General features: G+C 75.8%; 20 protein-coding genes. 15 read left to right on the forward strand and 5 right to left on the reverse strand.

The features are described 5' to 3' along the window. Positions 1 to 20: 20 nt before the first annotated feature. Both ACIOJE_RS10235 and ACIOJE_RS10240 read left to right on the forward strand, forming a co-directional pair. Positions 21 to 2,774: a DUF6493 family protein gene (locus ACIOJE_RS10235; protein WP_400774892.1), complete on the forward strand. Its 2,754-nt coding sequence runs from the start codon at positions 21 to 23 to the stop codon at positions 2,772 to 2,774. Positions 2,775 to 2,827: 53 nt separating this feature from the next. Then, positions 2,828 to 2,962 (forward strand): hypothetical protein, encoded by a 135-nt coding sequence (locus tag ACIOJE_RS10240; protein ID WP_400774894.1) that lies wholly within the window; start codon positions 2,828 to 2,830, stop codon positions 2,960 to 2,962. 62 nt (positions 2,963 to 3,024) lie between these two features. On the opposite strand, the gene ACIOJE_RS10245 is transcribed toward ACIOJE_RS10240, so the two are convergent. The 3 genes from ACIOJE_RS10245 to ACIOJE_RS10255 all read right to left on the reverse strand — a co-directional run bounded on the left by ACIOJE_RS10245 (position 3,025) and on the right by ACIOJE_RS10255 (position 5,471). Continuing rightward, positions 3,025 to 4,209 (reverse strand): MBL fold metallo-hydrolase, encoded by a 1,185-nt coding sequence (locus ACIOJE_RS10245; RefSeq protein WP_400775126.1) that lies wholly within the window; start codon positions 4,207 to 4,209, stop codon positions 3,025 to 3,027. Positions 4,210 to 4,525: 316 nt separating this feature from the next. Then, positions 4,526 to 4,978 (reverse strand): MaoC family dehydratase, encoded by a 453-nt coding sequence (locus ACIOJE_RS10250; RefSeq protein WP_280679487.1) that lies wholly within the window; start codon positions 4,976 to 4,978, stop codon positions 4,526 to 4,528. 61 nt (positions 4,979 to 5,039) lie between these two features. Then, the gene (locus ACIOJE_RS10255) at positions 5,040 to 5,471 is read right to left on the reverse strand and encodes a pyridoxamine 5'-phosphate oxidase family protein (protein ID WP_400774896.1); all 432 of its coding nucleotides are present in this window, start codon (positions 5,469 to 5,471) and stop codon (positions 5,040 to 5,042) included. Positions 5,472 to 5,673: 202 nt separating this feature from the next. Between ACIOJE_RS10255 and ACIOJE_RS10260 the strand changes: the two genes are divergently transcribed. The 13 genes from ACIOJE_RS10260 to ACIOJE_RS10320 all read left to right on the forward strand — a co-directional run bounded on the left by ACIOJE_RS10260 (position 5,674) and on the right by ACIOJE_RS10320 (position 19,959). Then, a complete protein-coding gene (locus tag ACIOJE_RS10260) occupies positions 5,674 to 6,528 on the forward strand; it encodes a hypothetical protein (RefSeq protein WP_400774898.1) in 855 nt (284 codons plus the stop codon). A 352-nt stretch (positions 6,529 to 6,880) separates the two neighbouring features. Continuing rightward, positions 6,881 to 7,288: a hypothetical protein gene (locus ACIOJE_RS10265; protein WP_400774901.1), complete on the forward strand. Its 408-nt coding sequence runs from the start codon at positions 6,881 to 6,883 to the stop codon at positions 7,286 to 7,288. After that, positions 7,282 to 8,226, forward strand: a complete 945-nt coding sequence (locus ACIOJE_RS10270) for a hypothetical protein (RefSeq protein WP_400774903.1) — start codon at positions 7,282 to 7,284, stop codon at positions 8,224 to 8,226. The genes ACIOJE_RS10265 and ACIOJE_RS10270 overlap by 7 nt, the downstream gene beginning before the upstream one ends. 198 nt (positions 8,227 to 8,424) lie before the next feature. Next, positions 8,425 to 9,279: an SAF domain-containing protein gene (locus tag ACIOJE_RS10275; RefSeq protein ID WP_400774906.1), complete on the forward strand. Its 855-nt coding sequence runs from the start codon at positions 8,425 to 8,427 to the stop codon at positions 9,277 to 9,279. After that, complete coding sequence (locus ACIOJE_RS10280) at positions 9,279 to 10,622, forward strand: hypothetical protein (RefSeq protein WP_400774908.1); 1,344 nt, start codon at positions 9,279 to 9,281, stop codon at positions 10,620 to 10,622. Before ACIOJE_RS10275 ends, ACIOJE_RS10280 begins: the two co-directional genes overlap by 1 nt. Beyond that, positions 10,612 to 12,303 (forward strand): CpaF family protein, encoded by a 1,692-nt coding sequence (locus ACIOJE_RS10285; protein WP_400774911.1) that lies wholly within the window; start codon positions 10,612 to 10,614, stop codon positions 12,301 to 12,303. Before ACIOJE_RS10280 ends, ACIOJE_RS10285 begins: the two co-directional genes overlap by 11 nt. Further along, positions 12,300 to 13,262 carry a type II secretion system F family protein gene (locus ACIOJE_RS10290; RefSeq protein WP_280679503.1) on the forward strand — a complete coding sequence of 321 codons (963 nt, stop codon included), beginning with the start codon at positions 12,300 to 12,302 and terminating at the stop codon, positions 13,260 to 13,262. Before ACIOJE_RS10285 ends, ACIOJE_RS10290 begins: the two co-directional genes overlap by 4 nt. Next, the gene (locus ACIOJE_RS10295) at positions 13,259 to 14,137 is read left to right on the forward strand and encodes a hypothetical protein (RefSeq protein WP_280679505.1); all 879 of its coding nucleotides are present in this window, start codon (positions 13,259 to 13,261) and stop codon (positions 14,135 to 14,137) included. Before ACIOJE_RS10290 ends, ACIOJE_RS10295 begins: the two co-directional genes overlap by 4 nt. A gap of 49 nt (positions 14,138 to 14,186) precedes the next feature. Continuing rightward, entirely contained in the window at positions 14,187 to 14,474 is a 288-nt protein-coding gene (locus ACIOJE_RS10300; RefSeq protein WP_280679508.1) for a hypothetical protein, read from the forward strand. 35 nt (positions 14,475 to 14,509) lie between these two features. Then, positions 14,510 to 14,887 (forward strand): TadE/TadG family type IV pilus assembly protein, encoded by a 378-nt coding sequence (locus ACIOJE_RS10305; RefSeq protein ID WP_280679512.1) that lies wholly within the window; start codon positions 14,510 to 14,512, stop codon positions 14,885 to 14,887. Further along, complete coding sequence (locus ACIOJE_RS10310) at positions 14,884 to 15,378, forward strand: TadE/TadG family type IV pilus assembly protein (RefSeq protein ID WP_280679514.1); 495 nt, start codon at positions 14,884 to 14,886, stop codon at positions 15,376 to 15,378. The genes ACIOJE_RS10305 and ACIOJE_RS10310 overlap by 4 nt, the downstream gene beginning before the upstream one ends. 163 nt (positions 15,379 to 15,541) lie before the next feature. Beyond that, positions 15,542 to 15,988, forward strand: a complete 447-nt coding sequence (locus tag ACIOJE_RS10315) for a hypothetical protein (protein WP_280679516.1) — start codon at positions 15,542 to 15,544, stop codon at positions 15,986 to 15,988. After that, complete coding sequence (locus ACIOJE_RS10320) at positions 15,988 to 19,959, forward strand: BTAD domain-containing putative transcriptional regulator (RefSeq protein ID WP_400774916.1); 3,972 nt, start codon at positions 15,988 to 15,990, stop codon at positions 19,957 to 19,959. The genes ACIOJE_RS10315 and ACIOJE_RS10320 overlap by 1 nt, the downstream gene beginning before the upstream one ends. Before the next feature lie 74 nt (positions 19,960 to 20,033). On the opposite strand, the gene ACIOJE_RS10325 is transcribed toward ACIOJE_RS10320, so the two are convergent. Continuing rightward, complete coding sequence (locus ACIOJE_RS10325; protein WP_400774918.1) at positions 20,034 to 20,321, reverse strand: hypothetical protein; 288 nt, start codon at positions 20,319 to 20,321, stop codon at positions 20,034 to 20,036. A gap of 15 nt (positions 20,322 to 20,336) precedes the next feature. Then, positions 20,337 to 20,864: an HAD domain-containing protein gene (locus ACIOJE_RS10330; RefSeq protein WP_400774920.1), complete on the reverse strand. Its 528-nt coding sequence runs from the start codon at positions 20,862 to 20,864 to the stop codon at positions 20,337 to 20,339. Positions 20,865 to 20,972: the final 108 nt, after the last annotated feature.

Here is a 20,972-nt window from a genome sequence, read left to right on the forward strand (position 1 = left end):
GGGTGGCACAGGTGGCACAGGTGGCGGAGACGGCATCGGACACGCGGGCAGCGGCGTCGGACGCACCGGGAGCCGGCCCGGCCTCGACCGCGGTCGAGGAACTGCTGGCCGCCGCCCGGGGCGGTCGGATGCCGCAGATACCGGCGCTGGTGGCCGCGTTGGACCAGGCGCAGCGCCGCGGCTGCCTGCCTGCGCTGAAGGCGTTGCGCAAGGACGTGCGCGACGAGTGGTCGAAGCAGGCGACGGCCGTCAAGGGTGCCCTGATGCTGGCCGGTGCGGGCTGCCACACCGGCCCGGCCGCCGCCGCCACCTGGCTCGGCGCCCGCGACTTCACCTCGCGCGAATGGGCCCGCCACCCCGCGCTGCGCCAACTCGTCGCGGCGCAGCCGGAGGAATGGCAGGTCGAGGTGGCCACCCGGCTCGCCGCCCGGCCGGGGCCGCGCTGGGGCTGGTCGCTGTACCCGGTGATCGAGGACGTGGTGCGCCGCACCGGCTGCGCGGTGCCGCAGACCGATCCCTTCGTCCGCGAGTGGACGGACCGCATGCGCCTGGGCAGCGGCCCGCGGCCCACGCTGGCCGAGCAGTTGCGGGCCGACGACTTCACCCCGGTGCTGCTGCCCCGGGTGTTCGAACTCGCCGACGTCGGCGGGGCGTTGTCCTGGCGGTTCACCCCCCGCCCCGGGGACGCCTGGACGGAGGCCATCGCCGAACTCGCCGCGGCCGGCGACCTCGACCGGGCCGACCTGATCGACCGCTGCCTGGCCCGGCTGCTGCGCGGCGGCAAGCCGGCCGACCAGCGGTTCTTCCTGGACGTGCTGCAGGCCCTCGCCCCGACGCCGCAGGAGTACGCCGCCCGGGTGCGCGACGTGCTGCCGCTGCTGGACGGGCTGTCGGTGGTCGCCGGGCACGCCCAGGGGGTGCTCGCCGGACTGGACGAGGCCGGGCTGATCGAGCCCGAGGTGCTGACCGAGGCGTCGGCGGTGGTGCTGTTCCGGGCCGAGAAGAAGCTCGTCCGCGCCCAACTGGGCTGGCTGGAGCGGGCGGCCCGGCGCGCGCCCGGGCGGTCCGGGCCGGTGGTGCTCGCGGCCGCCGAGGCGTTCGGGCACCCGGACCGGGGCGTCCAGGAGCGGGCGCTGAACGTGGTGGCCCGCCACCTCCGCGCGGCCGGGGAGGCGGTACTGCCCGAACTGCGGCTCGCCGCCGAGGCACTGGACCCGGCCCACCACCCGCGCGCCGGCGAACTGTTCGGCGCACCGGTCGGCGGCGGCGAGGACGACGACCCGGACACCGGGTGGAACGAACTCCTCCCGCCCGCGCCCCAACCGCTCCCGCTCGGCCCGCCGATCGCCTCGGCGGCCGAACTGGCGCAGGAGCTGTCCGCCCTGCTCGCCGCCGACGAGCCCGAGATGGCGGTCTTCGAACGCGTGCTGGACGGCCTGGTCCGCCAGGCCCACCAGGACCGGACAGCGCTCGCCGAGGCGCTGGAGCCGGTCCGGCGGGTCCACCCGTGGGACGGCGTCGGCCGTTGGCACGACTGCGCGCCCCGGGACGTCCTCTACGTCGCCGCCGCGGTGGCGGGCGAGACGTCGCGGCACCGGATCTGGGACTTCCTCGGCGGCAAGGGCCGCTCCCCGCTGCGCGGTCAGATCAACACCGTGCAGGGCAACGTCCTCGCCGCCCGGATGGAGGAGGCCGCCCGGCAGGTGGTCGCCCAGCCGCCGCCCTACCTGCTGGCCACCCCGACCGACACCACCGGCGCGCTCGACCCGGGCGCGCTGGTCGAACGCCTCGCCGGCTACCAGGCGGCGGGCGTCACCCCCGGCCGGGCCGACCTGTGCGCGGCCCTGCTGCGGGTCGGCCCCCACGCGGACGCCGAGGTGCTGCGCGCGGCCGAGGCGCTCACCTCGCCGTCCGGGCGGTGGGCCGCCCACTGGCTGCGCACCGGCGGCCTGCCCGGCCAGCCGTCCGAGCGGGTGCTCTTCGCCCCGGGCCGGGGCTCGCGGCACGGCCACCACTACGAGGACCGCTGGTGGGAGGACGTCCGGCGGGTGGCCGTCGCCCAGCCCGGCATCGGGGCCGGCCCGAAGGGCCCGGACGGCGAGCGGCTCGCCCCCGAGTTCCGGGCGCTGCTGGAGGGCACCGAGCCGAGCGTGGCCCGGGCCCGCAAGGTGGGTGAGTGGACCTGGCGGCCCACCGTGCACTGGGCCGCGATGCTCCCCTGGCACCGGGAGGAGCTGGCCGCCCGCTGGCTCGACCACTTCGCCGCCGGCGCCGACCGGGACGAACACCACAGGGGCGGGCTGCTGCCCGCCCTCGCCGAGGCCGGCGGCCCGGCCGGGCTCGCCGTGCACCTGGCGCTGGCCTACGGCCTGGGCGCCCGGTACACCGAGGACCGGACGGCCGCCGTCGACGCCCTGCTGGTGCTCGCGGCGCGCGGCGACCTGGACGGCGGGCAGCTCGGCCGCGAACTCGGCGCGCTCGTCGACTGCGGCGCGGTGAAGTCCACCCGGCTCGGGGCGGCGCTCACGCTGGCCGCCGGGACGGGCGCCTACGGCACGGTGTGGTCGGTGCTCGGGCCCGCGCTGCCGGCCCTGCTGGGCGGCGCGGGGAAGTCCGCCCGGGGCCTCGGCGACCTGCTCGCCCTCGCGGCGGACTGCGCCCGGCGCACCGGCGCCCGGGGGCCGGTGGCCGAGGTGACGGCGACGGCGGCGCAGGGCGGATCGAGCCGCGTGGTCAAGGAGGCCCGCGCGCTGCGGGACGTCCTGGCGGGCTGAGGCCTCGGCTGGGGCCGAGGTCTCGACCTCAGCCGCGGTTCTGGGGCTCCAGCGTGCAGTTGCAGCTGAACCTGGCGGGGATCGTGCTGGCCGGGGTGCTGACGTTGCTGGTGCAGAAGGGGGCCTGGGCGCTGATCCGCCGCCGGCGGCGGCCGGGGCGCGGCGAGCAGATGGCAGCGAACGGGTAGCGGCGAACAGGTGACAGCGAACAGATGACAGCGAACAGATGACAGAAAACAGATAACAGATTTCAGCGAACAGATTTTGAAATCTGTTCGCTGAAGTCCGTCACCCGTTCACGGACGGGCGCCGCGCCCCGCTCGTGGACCAGCGGTTCGATGCCGCGCGGCGTGGCCGCGACCGCGCGCCACCACAGCCGCAGCGCGGGCGGGTCGGCCGGTTCGAAGGGCTTGCCGGGCCGGGGCACCACTAACCGGGCGCCGAGCGCCTGGGCGGCCGTGACCACGCGTTCGGCGGGCTCCTCCCACGGGTGCGGCGCCAGGTTGAAGGTGCACCAGTGGATCGGTAGCAGCAGGTCGCCGCCCAGGTCCAGGTGCGCCCGGACGCCCTCCTCGGGCGTCATGTGCACCTCGGGCCAGAAGTCGCTGTACGCGCCGACCTGCATCATCGTCGCGTCGAACGGCCCGAGCCGGCGGCCGATCTCGGCGAAGCCGGGGAAGTAGCCGGTGTCCCCGCTGTGGAAGAGCCGGTGCCCGCCGCCGGCCACCACCCAGGACGCCCAGAGGAACAGCGAGCTGGTGCGCGGGCCGCGGCTGCAGTAGTGCCGGGCCGGGGTGGCGGTCAGGGTGAGCCCGGCGACCTCGGCCGACTCCCACCAGTCCAGTTCGACGATCCGCCGCGCGGGCACTCCCCAGTGCTCCAGGTGCGCGCCGACCCCGAGCGGGACGGCGAACACCGCGTCCGTCCCGATCAGTTCGCGGATGGTGGCCATGTCGAGATGGTCGTAGTGGTCGTGCGAGACCACCACCACGTCCACCGGCCCGAGTTCGGACAGCGGCAGCGGCACCGGGTGCAGCCGCTTGGGGCCGGTCCAGGCGAACGGTGAACAGCGCTCCCCCCACACCGGGTCGAGCAGCACCCGCCGCCCGCCGATCTCGGCGAGCACGGTGGCGTGGCCGAGCCAGGTCAGCCGCAGCCCGGAGTCCGGTGGGGCCGCGAGGTCGACCGGGAGCAGGCGGTGCACCGGCACGGCGGCGGTCGGCGCCCGGCGGGTCTTGTCCCCGGTCAGCTGGGCGCGGGTGATCTCCAGCGGGCTGCGTTCGTAGACCAGGCGCCGGGTGGGCAGCGGGTTGCGGAAGGCGCCGGCGGCGAACTGCGGTGAGCGGCGGATCCGGGCCAGTCGCTCCCCCCGGGGCTCGGCCCCGAAGGCCTCGGTCCGGACCCGGTGCCAGGCCGCGCGGGGCAGTCGGGCCAGGCCCCGCCCGGTGGGGTCCGCGGCCGGGCGGGTGGCCGAATCGGTGGTCGGCGGGGCCAACTGCGAGGACAGACCGGCGAGGCGGGAGAACCAGGGGGCGGGGCGGGGCACGGCTCCTCCAAGGACGGTCACGGCTACCGGGCGTGCCGGGGGCGTATCCCGGTGGCCGGTGAGGCCGCTGTGATACGACAACCATCTCGTCGGAGATTACTCGTCGTGGGCCGTCCGGACCTGGTGGGCGGCCCCGCGCGGGCCAATCGGCGTACCCGCGCCCGCCCCACGCCCTGCCCGGGCCCCGTCCGGCGTACCCGCGCCGCTACGCGTAGAACCGGGTGATCGTCTCCGCGACGCAGTGCGGCTTGGCGCTCTCCGCACTGGTGATCGTGAACCGCACCACCGCCTGGACCCCGCCCGGCACCTCGGTGGCCGAGACCAGCTCGGCGGTGGCGCGGATCGCCGTCCCCACCGGCACCGGCGCCGGGAAGCGCACCTTCTCCGAGCCGTAGTTCAGCGCCATCCGCACGCCCTCGACGCCGTAGCACTCCTTCGCCAGCACCGGGATCATCGACTGGGTCAGGTAGCCGTGCGCGATGGTCGAGCCGAACCGGCTCTCCTTGGCCCGCTCCGGGTCCACGTGGATCCACTGGTGGTCGCCGGTCGCCTCGGCGAACAGGTCGATCTGCCGCTGCTCGATGGTGTGCCACTCGCTGGTGCCCAGTTCGGTGCCGACGGCGGCGGTCAGATCGGCGAGGGAGGCGAAGCTCGTCACGGGTGCGCTCCTGGGGGAGAGGTCAGGACGCCGGAAGCGTATGCCTACCCGCCGGTATCTGTCAGGGGGTGCGGACGCGGGGTGTGAGATCGGGGAACAGCCGGCGGCCGCTGACCAGCTCAGGCGCCAGCGAGACGAACATCGGCTCCGGGTCCCCGACCCACGGCCGCAGACCGGACCGCAGCACCCGCCGCACCTGCTCGGGCTCGCGCACCACGTCGGCCCGCCCGTGCACCAGCACGCTCCAGCCGGTCCGGGCGACCGGGTCCAGCAGGTCCGCCTGGAAGGCCACCACCGTGCCGTCAAGCCCGCGCGCGGTGGCACTTCCCCGGCGCACGGCGAGTACCAGTCGCCCGTCCAGTACCTCGAACGAGACCGGTAGTACGGCCGGCAGCGCGTGCTCGGTGTACACCACGCGCCCGACGGGCACGGTGCTGAGCAGCCGCAGGCACTCGGCCTCGCTCAGGGTCTCCACACGGTCCTCACGCTCCATGCGTCCGATCGTCCTCCGGTCGGCGCGCGCGTCGATAGGGCCCATGGTCCCTGAGCGGACGGGTCGGGAGCCCCGTCGGCGGCCGCCCGGAGCGGTAGCCTGCCCGGCGGCGGTACGGTACGCGCCCCTGCGCACCACGGCAGCGGTGGGCGCGGCGGGCGGCCCCGGGTGCGCCGGGGCCGGCGAGGGAGGGGGCGTGCGGATGGCGGGCGGGGTCGACCTGGTGGTGATCGGGGCGGACGGCGGGCCCGATCGGGGCTTCGGTGGTTCGGCGCTGGCGCCGGACGGCGCCCGGCTGCTCGCACAGGTGCTGCCCGGGATGTGCTTCGACGTCGGCGCGGCGGGCTGCCGGGTCACCGAGGTGGCGCCGGACGCGGACGCCAACGCGATGCTCACCGCCGTCCGGGACGCCGCCCAGCACCCCGGCCGGTGGCTGGTGGTCTGCCTGGTCGGCCAGTTGGCGGTCGATCCGCGCGGACGGCGGCTCGCCCTGGTGACCGGCGGCAGCACCGCCGACAACGCCTACCGGCGCGGCCTGGCCTGGGACTGGGTGGTCAGTGCGATGGTGCACGGCGATCAGGAGGAGGCGCTGCTGCTGGTCGACGCGGTGGCCGACCGGGACACCTGGGCGGCGCTGGAGCGCGGTGGCGGCGAGGACGGCGCGGGCGAACTGCTGGCCTACCCACGCGTCCCGCTGTGGGGCCGGGTCGGCCGCTACACCCCGGGCAGACGCGGCCGGGACGCCGTACTGCCGGGTGGCGAGGGCTCGTTCAGCCACGCCCTCACCGCTGTGCTCCGGCAGGGCGTCCCGGGTGCTCCGGCCGCCGTCGCCCCGCTGGATCTCCAGCCGTCCGTCGCCGCGCTGCTCGACGGGGGCGATGGGTCGGGTAGTTCGGGTGCGCCGGGCGCGCGCCTGCTCGTTCCGCCGCAGGGTGGGCGCCTGTTGATGCGCAATCGGGCCGCGGTTCGGGGCGCATTGGCCGGATTGTCGCTTTCCGAAGAACTGTTGGCCGTTCTGTGGCGGGAAAGTGCCCCGACGGAACCGCCTTCCGCGTAAGGTCAGGGGGCCTGAGGTGTTGCCGTGATGGGGTGGGTTGGCGAAGAATCGATCCCCAGCGGAAACACCGGCGGGACGGCGGAATTCTTCCGGCGGCCACGGATCACGGATCGGTCGGTCGCGACGAGGTGGGGCGATGCGGCAGCGCGGAAATGTGTTGCGCCCTGGGGCGGTTGGGGTCGGTGGGGTGGTTCTGGTGTTGCTCCTCGGCGCTTGCGCGAGCAGCGGTGCCGATGGTTCCGTCGATCGTCTCGGGACGGCTGCGCCCAGTGTTGCGGGAGTGGCTCCGGTAACTCCTTCGAGTGGTTCGGTAAACGATTCGATCGCGCCGACCGAAGGTCCGGAAGGTGCCATGGGTCGGCTGGCCCTGAAGACGTATCAGGACTGGTGGCAGGCTCAGACCGAGGCCTTCGGGCGGTCGGATTCGGACGGATTCGCGCTGGAGACGTACTCCTCCGGGCGGGCCCTTGCCGACACCCTCGTCAGTCTCGGCCAACTGCGTGACGCCAAACTGGTGATGACCGGTACGCCGCGCAATTCGGCGGTGGTCAAGGCCGTCGACCTGAAAGCCGATCCGCAGACCGCGGTGATCGAGGACTGCGTCGACGTATCGGGCTGGCACCGCGTCGACGCCGTCACCCAGGTGGCAAAGGATCCGGGCGCCCGACTGAACCGCTACGTCGCGACCGCGTCCCTGCGCTGGTTCCAAGCACGTTGGCTGATCTACGACTTCAAGCGGGAGGTGGACCGGACATGCTGAACACGCGTAAACCGGCCCGGCGATTCGCGATCCTCGCGCCGTTGTCCGCCGGGTTGCTGGTGGCCTCGGCGGTGACGGCGGTGGCGGACGAACCGCCGAGCGGAGGCGCCGAACAATGTTATCCGGACGTGATCTGTTCGGGGGTCAACTCCGGCGGCACGAAACCGAATCCCGGACCTTCACAGCCCGGCGGTGGCGGCGGTGGCAGCACCGCTGACGGCCCGCTGCTGTGCAGCTACCACGACCAGCAGTGGCCCTGCCACGACCCGGAGCGCGGCTGGTTCAACAGCGGCGTCGGGTGCTACTTCCGCCCCCTGGACAACCCGCCCGCCGAGGGCGCCCCGGAGTGGCAGGGGCACAAGCCGTCCGAGGGCGCGCTCTACTCGAAGGTCTGCCCGCAGACGGGAGGCGGGCAGGACGGCGCCGAGATCGTGTTTGAGGCCACCTCGCCGGCCGGGCCGCCGGCGCTGAACCTGGTGGACGTCGGTTACGGGTTCGCCCACGAGATGCGCTTCCCGAAGCCGGCGGCGGGCGTCGCGCCCAAGGGCACGGCGGTGGTGAAGGCGCCGGTCTGGCTCTGGCTGGACGGCGTCGCGGCGCCCGCGCCCAAGACGCTGTCCGTCCCGGGCGCCTCGGTGACCGTCACGCCCGTGCTGAGGAGCGTGACCTGGAGCTTCGACAAGGACGTCTCGGTGACCTGTGACACGGCCGGGACGCGGTACGACCCCGCGTACGGCGCCGCCGCGTCACCGGACTGCGGCTACCAGTTCGCCGTCGGCTCGGGCACCAAGAAGAGCGGCGTCTTCGACGGGACGGTGACGGCGAACTGGGTGGGCCAGGTCGTGGTCACGGGGCCGAACGCGAAGACCTTCGACGTCAAGATGCCGCAGTCCTCGAAGTTCACGCTCAAGGTCGCCGAGGTGCAGGTCCTCAACTGACCTGCGGGAGGAGGCGATCCGAGCGCCGACAACCTCACCATCGACGACCCCACCATCGACGACCCCAGCACCGACGACCCAGCACTGACGACCCAGCACTGACGACCCGGAACGAGCACGAGCACGAGGGAAGGGCGGAACCCGGTGGAGAACCGTACATTCGCGACGCCGGGATCCGGCACACCCGCAGGGGCCGCGGTGTCCGTGGCGGTCCCGGACCAGGGCCAGGGGCCGGGCCAGGCTCCCGGCGGCGGCCCGAGCAAGGGCAAGGGCAAGGGGCACGCCGCCCCGCACGCCCCCGGCCGGACGCTGCGGGCCCGGCGGCGCCGTCCGGCGGTGCTGGCGATGGCGGTCGCGCTGATCGCCGCCGGCGGCCTGGGCGGCGCGGTGCTCTACAACAGCACCGGCCAACGGGTCGCCGTACTGGCGCTGGCCCGGGACGTCCCGTGGGGTCAGGTGATCACCGACGACGACCTGGTGGTGGCCCGGATCGCCGGCGACCCGGCGCTGCGGCCGCTGGCGGCCACGGAACGGGAGAAGACGGTCGGCATGCGGGCCGCCACCGATCTCAAACGCGGCGCGATGCTCACCCGGGCCGACGTCGCGCAGGCGCTTCTGGTGCAGCCCGGCCAGATCGTGGTCGGCGTCTCGGCCAAGCGCACCCAGCTGCCCGCCGGTCGGCTCCAGCCCGGGCTGCAGATCGTCGTGGTCTACACCCCGGACAACAACAAGGCCGACTCGATGCCCGCGACGGTCATCACGGTCGGCCGGGTGGACACCGACGGCAGCCAGGTGATCGACGTGGCCGTCGGCGCGGCGGACGGCCCCCGGTTGGCGCAGTGGGTGGCCGGCGGGCGGATCCAGGTCCTGCTGGCGCCGCGCGCCGCCGCGGCGGGCGGTGCGGCCGGGACGGGCGGCTCGGGCGCGGTCGGCGGCACCGGTGGCACCGCCGCGCCGACGGCCCCGCCGACCGGTGCGGCCTCCGGGGCGCCCGCCGGTGCGGGCACGGCTCCCGCGGCCCCCGTGCCCCCGACCGGGGCGGGTGGCGCCTGATGGCGGTGATCGCGGTGGTCGGCGGTCCGGGCGCGCCCGGCGCGACCACGACGGCCCTGGCCCTGCTGCTGGCCTGGCCGCTGTCGCCCGGACGGCGCGTCCTGCTGGTGGAGGCCGACCCGGACGGCGGCGCGGTGCTCGCGGGCGCCCTGGAAGGCCGGGTCGACGCGGTGTACGGGCTGCGCAACCTGGCCGTCGCCGACCGGCGCGGACTGCTCGCCCAGACCATCTGGGAGCAGCTGATCGACCTCTCGCCCGAGGGCACCGCCGAGCGGCTGCTGCTGCCCGGCCTGACCGACCCCACCCAGGCCCCGGGCCTCGCCTACACCTGGGAGCCGCTCGCCGACCTGCTGCACGGCCTCGAACCACAGGGCTACGACGTCATCGTGGACCTCGGCCGCTCCGGCGCCACCGGTGTGAGCGCGGTGCTGGCCCGCCGGGCGGACGTGGTCGCGGTGACCGTCCGCACCACGCTGCGCGGCCTGAGCTCGGTCCGGCCCCGGCTGTCCGCGCTCGCCGAGGACCTCTCCACGGCCGGCACCGGGGTGGACGCGCTCGGGCTGCTGCTGGTCGCCGAGGGTCCCTACTCGGGGGCGGAGGTGTCGCGCGAGTTCGGCGTGCCGCTGCTCGGGCTGCTGCCGCACGCCACCCGCACCGCCCGGGTGCTCTCGGACGGCGGTGACATCACCGACCGGCGGTTCATCCGCTCGGAGCTGATGCGGACGGCGCGTTCGGCGGCGGACGAGGTGCAGCTGCTGGTCCGCCGGCGGCGCCAGCGGCTGGCGCCGACGGCCGCGCCGATCCCGGCCCAGGCCCAGATCACCGCCCAGGCCCAGGCCCCGGTGCCGCCCCAGGCCCAGGTCCTGACCCCGACCCCGGTCCCGGCGCCGCACGTGCCCTCGCCGGCAACGTCCGCGCCGCCGGCAACGTCCGCGCCGCCGGCGGCGTACGTGGAGACGGCGGCGTACGCGGAGACGGCGTGGGGGAGCGCCGAGGGGGAGCAGCCCTCGTACACCCCGCCGCAGCCGGTCGCGCCGGTGATCGTCACCGGCCCGGTGGCACCGCTGGCCGGGCTGGCCCCCCAGCCGGCCGCGCCGGCGCCGTTCCCGTCGCACGTCCAGTCGCCGCAGCCGCCGCCGTACGGGCAGCAGGTCGCGTACACCCCGTACGGCCGGCAGGCCCCGTCCGATCAGCGGCCCCCCTCCGTCCGGCAGGAGCCCGAGGACGAAGGCCGGTACCCGCTCCAGCAGCCCGCCGTGACGCCCGACCAGGCGCAGCCGAACGGTGTGCAGTCGAACGATCCGCAGCCGTACAACCCCGGGGAGGTGCTCCGTGCGCGGTAGCCCCCTGCACCAGCACCCCGCGGCCGACCCGGCCGCGCTGCCCTGGGCCACCCACGTCCAGGCCCAAGCCCAAGCCCAGGTCCAGGCCCAAGCCCAAGCCCAAGCCCAGGTCCAGGCCCCGATCCAGGGCCCAGCGCCCGCCGCCGCGCCGCCGCAGGCCTACCAGCCGGGCCCGGTCGCCCCGCAGCCCGGGCCGCAGCCCGCGCCGCCGTACGCCCACCAGGGCGGCGCGGCCACGCCCACCGCCGTGCCCTCCCAGCTGCCCTCGCTCGACCTGCGCGGCGCCGCCACCCGCCCGGCCGTCGACCCGCAGGTGGCCCGCGAGCTGAAGCGCCAGGTCGCGGCCGAACTGCACCAGCAGATCACCCGGTTGACCGCCACCTCGGGCGCCGAACCGGACCGCGCCACCCGCCGCCAGCGCGGCCGGGCGCTGATCGAGGAGGCGGTCGCCCGCTGGTCCGACGCCTACGCGCAGACCCACGGCATCCCGCCCACCCGGGAGCAGGACCGCGCCCTCGCCGAGGCCGTCTTCGACCTGCTGTTCCGGGCCGGGCGCCTCCAGCCCTACCTGGACGACCCGGAGATCGAGAACATCCTGATCAACGGCTGCGACGACGTCTGGGTCTCCCGGGTGCACCAACCCCTGCGCCAGGTCCCGCCGGTGGCCGACAGCGACGCCGAACTCGTCGAACTGCTCCAGGACCTGGCCCGCCAGCACGGCGGCGGCGAGCGCAGCCTGTCCACCGCCAGCCCGACCCTCGCGCTGCGCCTGGAGGGCGGCATGCGCCTGCAGGCGCTCACCGAGGTGACGCCCCGCCCGTACGTGGCGATCCGGCGCCACCGGGTGGCCTCGGCGACGCTGCCGGAGATGGTCGAACTCGGCACTCTGGACAGCACCTTGGCCGCCTTCCTGGCCGCCGCGATCCGGGCCCGGAAGAACGTGATGATCACCGGCACCCAGGGCGTCGGCAAGACCAGCCTGCTGCGGGCGATGGCCGCCGAGATCCCGCCGGACGAGCGGATCGGCACCCTGGAGTCGGAGTTCGAGCTGTGGCTGCACACCCTCGGCCACCTGCGCCAGGTCGTTCCGATGGAGGCCCGCGAGGGCAACGGCGAGCGCGTCGAGGGCCGCCTGGCGGGCGAGTTGAGCATCGGTGACCTCATCCCGGCGGCGCTGCGGATGACGCTGTCCCGGATCATCGTCGGCGAGGTCCGCTCCGGCGAGGTCGTGCCGATGCTGCGGGTCATGACCAACGGTGAGGGCGGTTCGATGTGCACCCTGCACGCCCGCGGCCCGCACATGGTCGTCGACCGCATCGCCGAACTCTGCCTGGAATACGGCTCGCACATGACCGACTCGCTCGCCTACCGGCTCACCGCCAACGCCCTGGACCTCATCGTGCACGTCACCATGGTCGACGAGACCGCCGTCGGCGGCCGCCGGCACCGCTTCGTCTCCCACGTCCTGGAGGTCACCGGCCTCGGCGAGAGCGGCCGGCCCGCGCTGAACACCGTGTTCGGCCCCCGGGTCGACCTCGGCGAGCCGCGGGCCGTCCCGCACACCCCGCCGCAGTGCCTGGACGACCTGCGCCGGGCCGGCTTCGACGCCGCCCTGCTCGGCTCCCGGTACGGGGGCTGGGCCACCCCGCTGCAGCTGCGGATCGGCGGTGGCGCGCGATGATGCTGCTGTTCGCCCTGTGCGGGCTGGCGGTCGCGGGCGGCCTGGTCGCCCTGGTGGCCTGGGCCCGCGGGAGCGAGCCGGCGGACGAGGAGGAGACGCCGCAGCGGGAGGGCCCGCCGGCCGGCCGCGCCCACGTCCTCTGGTACGGCGCGCCCGGCGCCGGCTCGGCCCGGGTCGTGCGGCTGCGCCGGATCCAGCTGCCGCTCGCGCTGATCGGCGCCCCGCTCGGCTGGCTGTTCACCGGCATCCCGCTGACCGCGCTGCTGGTGCCGCTGGCCGTGTTCGGCCTGCCCTGGCTGTTCGACACCACCCGCCCGGACACCCGCCGGATCGAACGCCTGGAGGCGCTGTCCGAGTGGACCCAGCGCATCGCCGACGTGCTGCTGCTCGGCGTCGGCCTCAACCAGGCCATCGTCACCAGCCGCCGCACCGCCCCCGCCGCCCTGGAGGAGGAGATCGGCGAGCTGGCGGCCCGGCTACAGGCCCGCTGGCGGCCCGAGGAGGCGCTGCAGGCCTTCGCCGACGGCCTCGCCGACGCCACCGCCGACAAGGTGCTCGCCGCGCTCGTGCTGCGCTCCGGCGACAGCGGCCCCGGCCTGGCCCGGGCGCTGTCCGACATGGCCGACTCGGTGCGCGAGGAGGTCCGCCAGCGCCGCGCCATCGAGGCCGACCGGGCCAAGCACCGCACCACCATCCGCTGGCTGGTCGGCATCATCGTGCTGGTCGTCACGGTCGGCTCCTTCAACACCGAGTACACCCGCCCGTACGGGACGCTGCTCGGCCAGATCGTGCTCGCCGTGGTCGCCGCGCTGTTCGTCGCGATCATCGCCTGGATGCGCGCGCTCGCCTCGCACCCGCCGGTGCCCCGGCTGCTGACGCCGGACCGGCGCAGCAAGGGCGGGCGCCGCGCCCCGGTGCGCGAGGACGCCGCCGTCGAGCAGCTCGGGGAGGTCCGGTGATCTCCCCCTGGTCCGTGCTGGCCGGGGCCGTCGCCGCCGGCGGCCTCGCCCTGCTGATCGCCGAACTGCGGCCCGCACCGCCCGACCTGCGCCAGGCCCTGGACCGGCTGCACCGCACCCCCGCCGAGCGGGACGCGGACCCGGACGAGCGGCCGCGCTGGTACGACCGGATCGGCGAGCGCTCCGTCCACCTGCGCGGGGTGTCGGTCCCGCACCGCGAACTCGCCCTGATCGGCCGCACCCCGGCCCGGTTCATGGTGCACAAGCTGCTGTTCGCCGTGATCGGCCTGGCGCTGCCCGCCTACCTGGGCGCGATGGCCGCGCTGATGGACGTCGGCCTGCCCTTCGCCCTGCCGCTGCTGGCCGGGCCGCTGCTGGCCGGCCTGCTCTGGTTCGTCCCCGACGCCATCGTGCGCGGGGAGGCCAAGGAGGCGCGCACCGAGTACCTGCACGGCATCGCCGCCTACCTGGAACTCGTCGCCCTGGAACGGGCCGCCGACTGCGGGCCCGCCGAGGCGCTGCGCCGCGCCGCCGCGGTCGGGCGCGGCACCGTGTTCCGCCGCATCCGCGACGCCCTCGACCGCGCCGCCACCGACCGGCTCCCGCCCTGGGCCGGACTCGACGCGCTGGCCGAGGAGTTGGGGCTCAGCCCGCTGCAGGACGTGGCCGACATCATGCGGCTGTCCGGCACCGACGGCGCCGCCGTGTACGACACCCTGCGGGCGCGCGCCAAGGGCCTGCGCGGCGAACTGCTCGCCGAGGACCTCGCCCGCGCCAACGCCGACAGCGAGCGGATGGTCGCGCCGGGGGCCGCCCTGACCCTGCTGATGACCGTCCTGATCGTCTTCCCCGCACTCCACCAGATGCTCAACTGACGTCCCTCACAGTGCATCTGACACCACACCACACCACCGGGAGACCCGAATGACCGTCCGACTCGCCCGCCTGGCGGGCAGGCTGATCCGGCCCGTCCTGCTGCCCGTGCAGTTCGCCCTGCTGTTGTTCACCCTGCGGCTGGGCCGGCTGCGCGCCGCCCGCGCGCGCGGCGACCGCGGCGCCATCAGCATCGAACTCGCCCTCGCCATCATCGCGTTGGTCTTCGTCGCGGGCGCCGTCGCGACCGCGCTGTACCTGCTGAAGGACAAGGTCGTGCAGAAGGTCGAGCAGGACCCGAACATGCCGGGCGCGGGTGCGGGTGGCGCCACCAAGTGACGTACCGACCCCGCCGTCGCGGCGACCGGGGGTCGATGAGCGTGAGCCTCGCCATCGTCTTCCCGGTCGTCCTGGTGCTCCTGCTGCTCGTCGTCCAGGCCGCGCTCTGGTGGTACGACCGGCAGCTCGCGCTCACCGCCGCCCGGGAGGGCGTGGACGCCGGCCGGGTGCAGGGCAACGCGACGGACGAGGCGAAGAACGAGGCGGCGGGCCGGCAGGCCAGCGACTTCCTCGACCGGCAGGGCGTCCGCTCCTACACGGTGACGACCGACGGAAGCACGCCCGAGCTGATCCGGGTCACGGTGGCGGTGCGGCCGCCGCTGCTGATACCCGGGCTGTCGGCACCCTCCCTCCGGCAGTTCGCCGAGGCGCCGCGCGAGCGGTTCGTCCCGCCCGCGGTGGTGCGGCCGTGAGACGGCGGACCCGCGCCCCGCGCGCGTCGGCACCGCGGCCGGCGCGCCTGCCAGCGTGGTGGCCCGGGCGGCGGGGCGACGGCGGCGGGATCGCCATCGAGGCGGCGATCGTCGTGCCGGCCGTGGTCGGGCTGGTCCTGGTGGCCGTCGCCGCCGGACGGGTGCAGACCACGGCCGGCACGGTCGAGGCCGCCGCCCGCGCGGGCGCGCGCACCGCCTCGCTGCAGCGCAGCGTCGACGGGATGGTGCAACCGGGCCGGGAGTCGGCCCTCGCGACGCTGCGCCAGCAGGGCGTGTCCTGCCGCAACGGGGACGTCCAGGTGGTGCCGGGCGAGTTGGACCTGCCCGGCGGAGCCGTCACGACCGTCAAGGTCACGGTGGTGTGCGACGTCGAACTGGCCGACCTGCTCGGCGGACCGTCCGGCGTACCCGTGACGAAGCACCTCGTCGGCGAGTTCACCTCGGTGGTGGACCGCTACCGGGGCACATGACGGCCCGGGAGGGCGCCCGGCGGGACACGGGCCACAACGGGGGATTGGGGACGGCCCGCGCGGGGGAGACGCAAGCGGAGAGCGCTCGGGGGATGACGCAACGGGACCGAGGGGCGCCCGGTGGGGGCCGGTGGGGAGAACGAGTGCGGAAGGGGCAGGGGGGATGAGAGTGCCGTTCAGGGCGCGGCTTCGGCGCCGCTCCGACCGGGGCGCGGTCGCCCTCTTCGTGGCGATCTGCGCGGCCTACGTCGTGCTCGTCATCGCCCTGGTGATCGACGCCGGCGGCCGGTTGCGGGTCGCCGAACGCACCGACGCGTACGCCCAGGAGGCCGCGCGGGTCGGCGGACAGCAGCTCGACCAGGCCGCCGTCCTCCAGGGCAAGGGCTTCAGGATCCAGCAGGACTACGTCCGGCAGGCCGCCGACGCCTACCTGGCCCTGTACGGCCTGCGGGCCGGCGAGGTCGAGTTCTCCGGCGACGGCAAGGTCGTCACCGTCACCGTGCGGGCCGACTTCCGGCCCGTCCTGCTGGGCTCACTCGGGGAGCGGAAGGTAACGGGCAAGGGCAGTGCGACCCTCGTCCACGGAGTCGAGAAAGCGGAGACCGACTGATGGCCGCGCCACGTGCCAAGGACCAGGCCCGAACCGCCCCGGGCCGGGCTCGAACCGCCAACGACCGGGCCCACACCGGACACCGGGCCGCCGGCCGGCCCGCCGCCCCGGCGCCCCGCCCACCGCGCGGGCGCGGCCGCGGCGCCGCCCTGATCACCGCACTCGCCGCGCTGGTCACCCTGTTCGCCCTGCTGCTCGGCGTCCCCGCGCTGCTGCTCTACGGCACCCGCGCGGTCGCCGCGATGGGCGAGGTCGCGCCGGAGGGCGTCGGCCAGGCGCTCACCGGTCCGGACGACGGACGGCTGTTCCTCTGGCTGCTGGTCGTGGTCGGCTGGCTCGCCTGGGCCTGCTTCGCGCTCTCCGTCCTGCTGGAGATCCCCGCCCAGTTGCGCGGCCGGATCGCCCGCCGCATCCCGGCCTTCGGCTGGAGCCAGCGGCTCGCGGCCGGGCTGGTCGGCTCGGTGTTCGCGCTGATGCCGGTCGCCGGCTCGGCCTTCGCGGCCGCCCCCGCCCACACCGTCACCGCCCCGGCCCAGTTGACCGCGGGCGTACAGCGCGCCGCCCTGCCCGCCGCCCAGTCCGCGCCCGCCCTGGCACCCGCCGCCGAGCAGAACCCCACGTACACCGTGCGGGACAGCCGGCCCGCCGACAGCCTGTGGTCCATCGCCGAGAACCAACTCGGCTCCGGCGAGAGGTGGGTGGACATCGCCAAGCTCAACGACGGCCGGGTGATGGACGATTCCGGCATCCGCTTCGACGCCGACCGGCCGATCCAGCCGGGGTGGTCGCTGCTGATGCCGGGGGACGCCAAGGCGGACGAGGCGAAGGCTCCGGCGCCCGCCTCCGGTACGGACGCCGCGCCGGCGCCCGGCGCCGGGTCGGCTTCAGGGGCGGCGTCCGGCTCTGCGCCCGGGTCGGCGCAGGCGCCGCAGTCCGGGACGGAGCCGGGTGCGGGCGGGCACGCGACGGTGACCGTGCAGGCCGGGGACAGCCTGTCCGCCATCGCCCAGCGGGAGTTGGGGGACGCCGAGGCGTGGCCGAAGCTGTTCGAGGCGAACAAGGGGGCACAGGCGCCGGACGGGGAGCAGCTGACCGATCCGGACGTGGTGGTACCCGGGATGGTGCTCACCGTGCCGGGGGCCGCCGCTCCCGCGCCCGCCTCCTCGCCGGCTCCGGCTCCGGCTCCGGCGCCTGAGCCTGCTCCTGCGCCTGCGCCTGCTCCTGCGCCTGCCCCTGCCCCGGCCCCCGCGCCGACCCAGGTGGCGCCCTCCCAGGCCGCGCCGAAGCCGGCCACCCCGGCGCCCACCCAGGCGCCCGTCCACGCGCCCGCGCCCGCCGCGCACGCCGAACCGGCCGCCGGCGACGACTACTCCATCGCTCTCACCGCCTCCACCGTCGGCGTCCTGCTCGCCGCCGTCATGGTCGGCACCGTCGCCCACAAGCGCGGCACCCAGCAACGCGCTCGCCGCCCCCGGCACCGCATCGCCATGCCCGCGGCCGAGGCCGCCGCCTTCGAGAACGAGCTCAGGGCCCGCCAGGACGACGCCGGCCTCGACCTGCTCGACCGCGCACTGCGCACCATGGCCCGCAACACCGTGCGCGGCGGCAAGCGGCTGCCCGCCATCGTCGCCGCCCGGATCACCCCCGGCCACACCATAGAACTGCACCTCTCCGGCCCGGCCACCCCGATCGCGCCGTTCCGCGCCGCGCACGCCGCCAACGTCTGGTGGTGCAGCCCCGACTCCGGCGACCTGCTCAGCGCCGCCCAGGCCCGCAAGACCGCCGCGCCCTACCCCGCCCTGGTCACCCTCGGTGCCTCGCCCGACGGCTCGGTCGTCCTCGCCGACCTGGAGGCCGTGCGGCTGCTCCACCTCTCCGGCCACCCCGACGACGCCCGCGACATCCTGCGCACCCTCGCCATCGAACTCGCGCACAGCCCGCTCGCCGACCGGCTCCACCTGCACCTGGTCGACCTCGCCGAGGAGGTGCCGATCAGTGGCCCGGCCGCCGAGCGCGTCCACCGCCACCCCACCCTGGAGGCCGCGCTCGCCGCACTCGGTCCGCGCACCGCCAAGGCCCGTGCCACGCTGGTCGCCGCCGAGGCCGCCAGCCCGCGCGACGCCCGCAGCCGGGGCCAGGCCGACGAGTCCTGGATCCCCGAGATCGTGCTCTGCGCCCAGCAGCCCGACGGCGACATCCCGGCCGAACTCGGCCGCCTGCTCGACGCCCGCCCGCGCACCTGCGTCGCCGTGATCACCCGCGCCCCCGAGCGCGGCACCGGCCCCGTCGCCCGCTGGACCCTCCCGGCCACCGGCCAGGCCGCCATCCCCGGCCTGCACCTCACCGTCGAACTCCAGCGGCTCAGCGACCAGCAGTACGACCAGGTCGCCGAGCTGCTCCGCGCCGCCGACGACCTCACCCAGCACCCGGCCCCCGCCTGGACCCTGGACGGTCCCGGGTCCGACCCGGACGCGGACGACGCCGACACCGCCGAACTGCCCGCCGCCGTACCGGTGCTGGCCGCCGTCGGCGCCCCGGCGGTCGGCGCGCAGGACGGTACGGACACGGCCTCCGGGCCTCGGCTGCTCGCCCGGGGCATCGGCACCGGCGCCAGCCCGTTCGCGGGCACCGACCCGGCGACGCCGGTACCGGCCCCGTCGGCCGGACCGGGGCGGTACGCGGTCAACGGGCAGGGGCGGCAGGCCGCGTCCGCCGAGACCGGGACGGAGATCGGGAGCGGGACGGAGGCCGGGAGCGGGATCGGAACGGAGGCCGGGAGCGGGACGGAGGTCGGGACGGAGGTCGGGACCGGGGCCGAGAGCGAGCCCGTGGCCGAGCAGGCCGTCGACGAGGCCACCCGGGACCTGCGCCGTCCGGGCGCGGCGGAGGCGGCGGAGGAAGCCCCGGCGGCCGTCCAGCCCGTCCAGCCCGTCCAGCCGGTCGTGCCCGCGCCGCGCGCCGAGCCCGCTCCGACGCACCAGCCTGCGCCCGCGCCCACCGGCGCCGACCCGCGCATCCCGTCCCGCCCGGAGCCCCTGGCTGATCCCGGGCCTGGCGCCGCGTCCGAGTCCGCGTCTGCCGCCGGGCCCGCCGCCCGAGCCGTCGCCGAGCCCGGCCCCGCCGCGGCCCTGGTCGCCCAGACCACCCCCGGGCGCAGCGACAGCGACGACCTGCTCGCCATCCTCCGCTCCCCGGAGGCGCACGCCACCCGCAATGCCCCCCGGATCCGCCTGCTCGGCCCGGTCGACGTCGCCGGGGCCCTCGGCACCGCCGAACCCGGCGCGCTGCCCCGGCTCACCGAACTCGCCGTCTACCTCGCGCTGCGCCCCGGCGCCGACCACCACGCCCTCGACCACGACCTCCACCCCGGTGCCGCCCACCTCGACCCGCACCCCACCGCGGCCGACGCCAAGAGCCCGCTACCCGGCAAACTCGCCGACCTGGCAGCCTGGTTCGGGACCTCGCCCGAGGGCCGCGCCTTCCTGCCCACCGACACCACCGACGGCTACTCCTTCACCCCGGTCGTCACCTGCGACTGGGACGAGTTCCGCAGCCTCTACCGGCGCGGCATGCGCAGCACCAGCGCCACCGCCGACGCCGCCCTCGCCCATGCCCTGGCCCTGGTGCGCGGCGCACCGTTCGCCGAGGCCCCGCCCGCCTCCTACGGCTGGGCCGAGGCCGAACGCCAGGACATGATCGCGGCGATCGTCGACACCGCCCACGAACTGGCCGCCCGCCGCCTGCAGTACGGCGACCACCGCAGTGCCGAGGCCGCCGTGTTCCGCGGCCTCGCCGTCGCCCCGGACGTCGAGCTCCTGCACCGGGACCTCTTCTACGCCTACGCCTCGGCCGGTGCCCGCGACCAGCTCCTGCGCGCCGTCAACCGCCTCGACGCGCTCAGCCGCCGCACCGGCCGCGACCTCGACGCCGACACCGTCGCCCTCCTCCGCGATCTGCTCGCCGGTTCCTGACCCGGCCCGTTCCGCTGCCCGGCCGCCCCTCGGAGCGGCCGGGCAGCGACACGCGGGCGGGGTGCTGTGCCCGGTCAGCCCGGGCAGGCGCACCGGCCGTCGGCGGCACGGGTGGTGGCGGTGTGGACGTCCCGGACGGCGGTGGCCGGGAACCGGGCGACCGCGACACCCACCCGCTGAGGGTCCGTCGGGGTCCGGGCGACGACGTCGACCTGCCGCTGTTCCTCCTGTGTGGCCCGGGCCAGCACGCTGAAGAGGTACGCCCCGTCCTCGACGCCGTATCCGTCCGCCCACAGCTCGATCAGCACCCCGCCGTCCAGTGCGACGTGCCAGGGCAGTGGTGGTCCGGCGGCGTAGTCCATGGCGGGGGAGTGTAGTCAGACTGACCGCAGCCAGGCGTCCAGGGTGGCGAAGTCGGCGTCGGCGAGGCCGCGTTGGTGATCGACGCGGTGGAGGAGCGTGGGAGCGGGCGAGTGGGCCGAGACCCAGCGGCGGTCGGCGGCGGTGATCTCGTCGTCCACCCAGGCGAACGGGCGGCCGGCGGCCCGGGCCACCAGTGCGCGGGTCTTCCAGTGCAGGCCGACCGGTTCGTCGTCGTTGGCCACCGGCCAGTCCAGAACGGGGAGTTGAGGCAGGCCGAGCCAGGGGGAGAGGCAGGCGTTGGCGTCGGACATCCAGGTCGTCGCCCAGACCAGTTCACAGGGCAGGTTCAGCAGGCGTCGGCCGAGTGCCGGATCGACGCGGGCCAGCAGGGGGCTGGCATCCGGGCCTGAGCCGGGGCCTGGGCCTGGGCCGGTGGCGTACGGGCCGCGGTAGGTGGGGTAGCCGCCCGGGGGCGGCGCGCCGAACGGGATCAGTGGTCCGTCGATGTCGAGGAACAGAAGAGGTACGCCGAGGCCTGCCATGACGGCACGATAGCGGGCCGTGTGGCGCGCTGATCGGAGACCCGGCCTGGATCGGGTGTGCCGGGATCTCGTAGGGTGGCGCAACGGGAGTGGTGGCAGGCACCACAC

It is taken from the genome of Kitasatospora sp. NPDC087861 (assembly GCF_044742585.1).
Taxonomy (GTDB): Bacteria; Actinomycetota; Actinomycetes; order Streptomycetales; family Streptomycetaceae; genus Kitasatospora.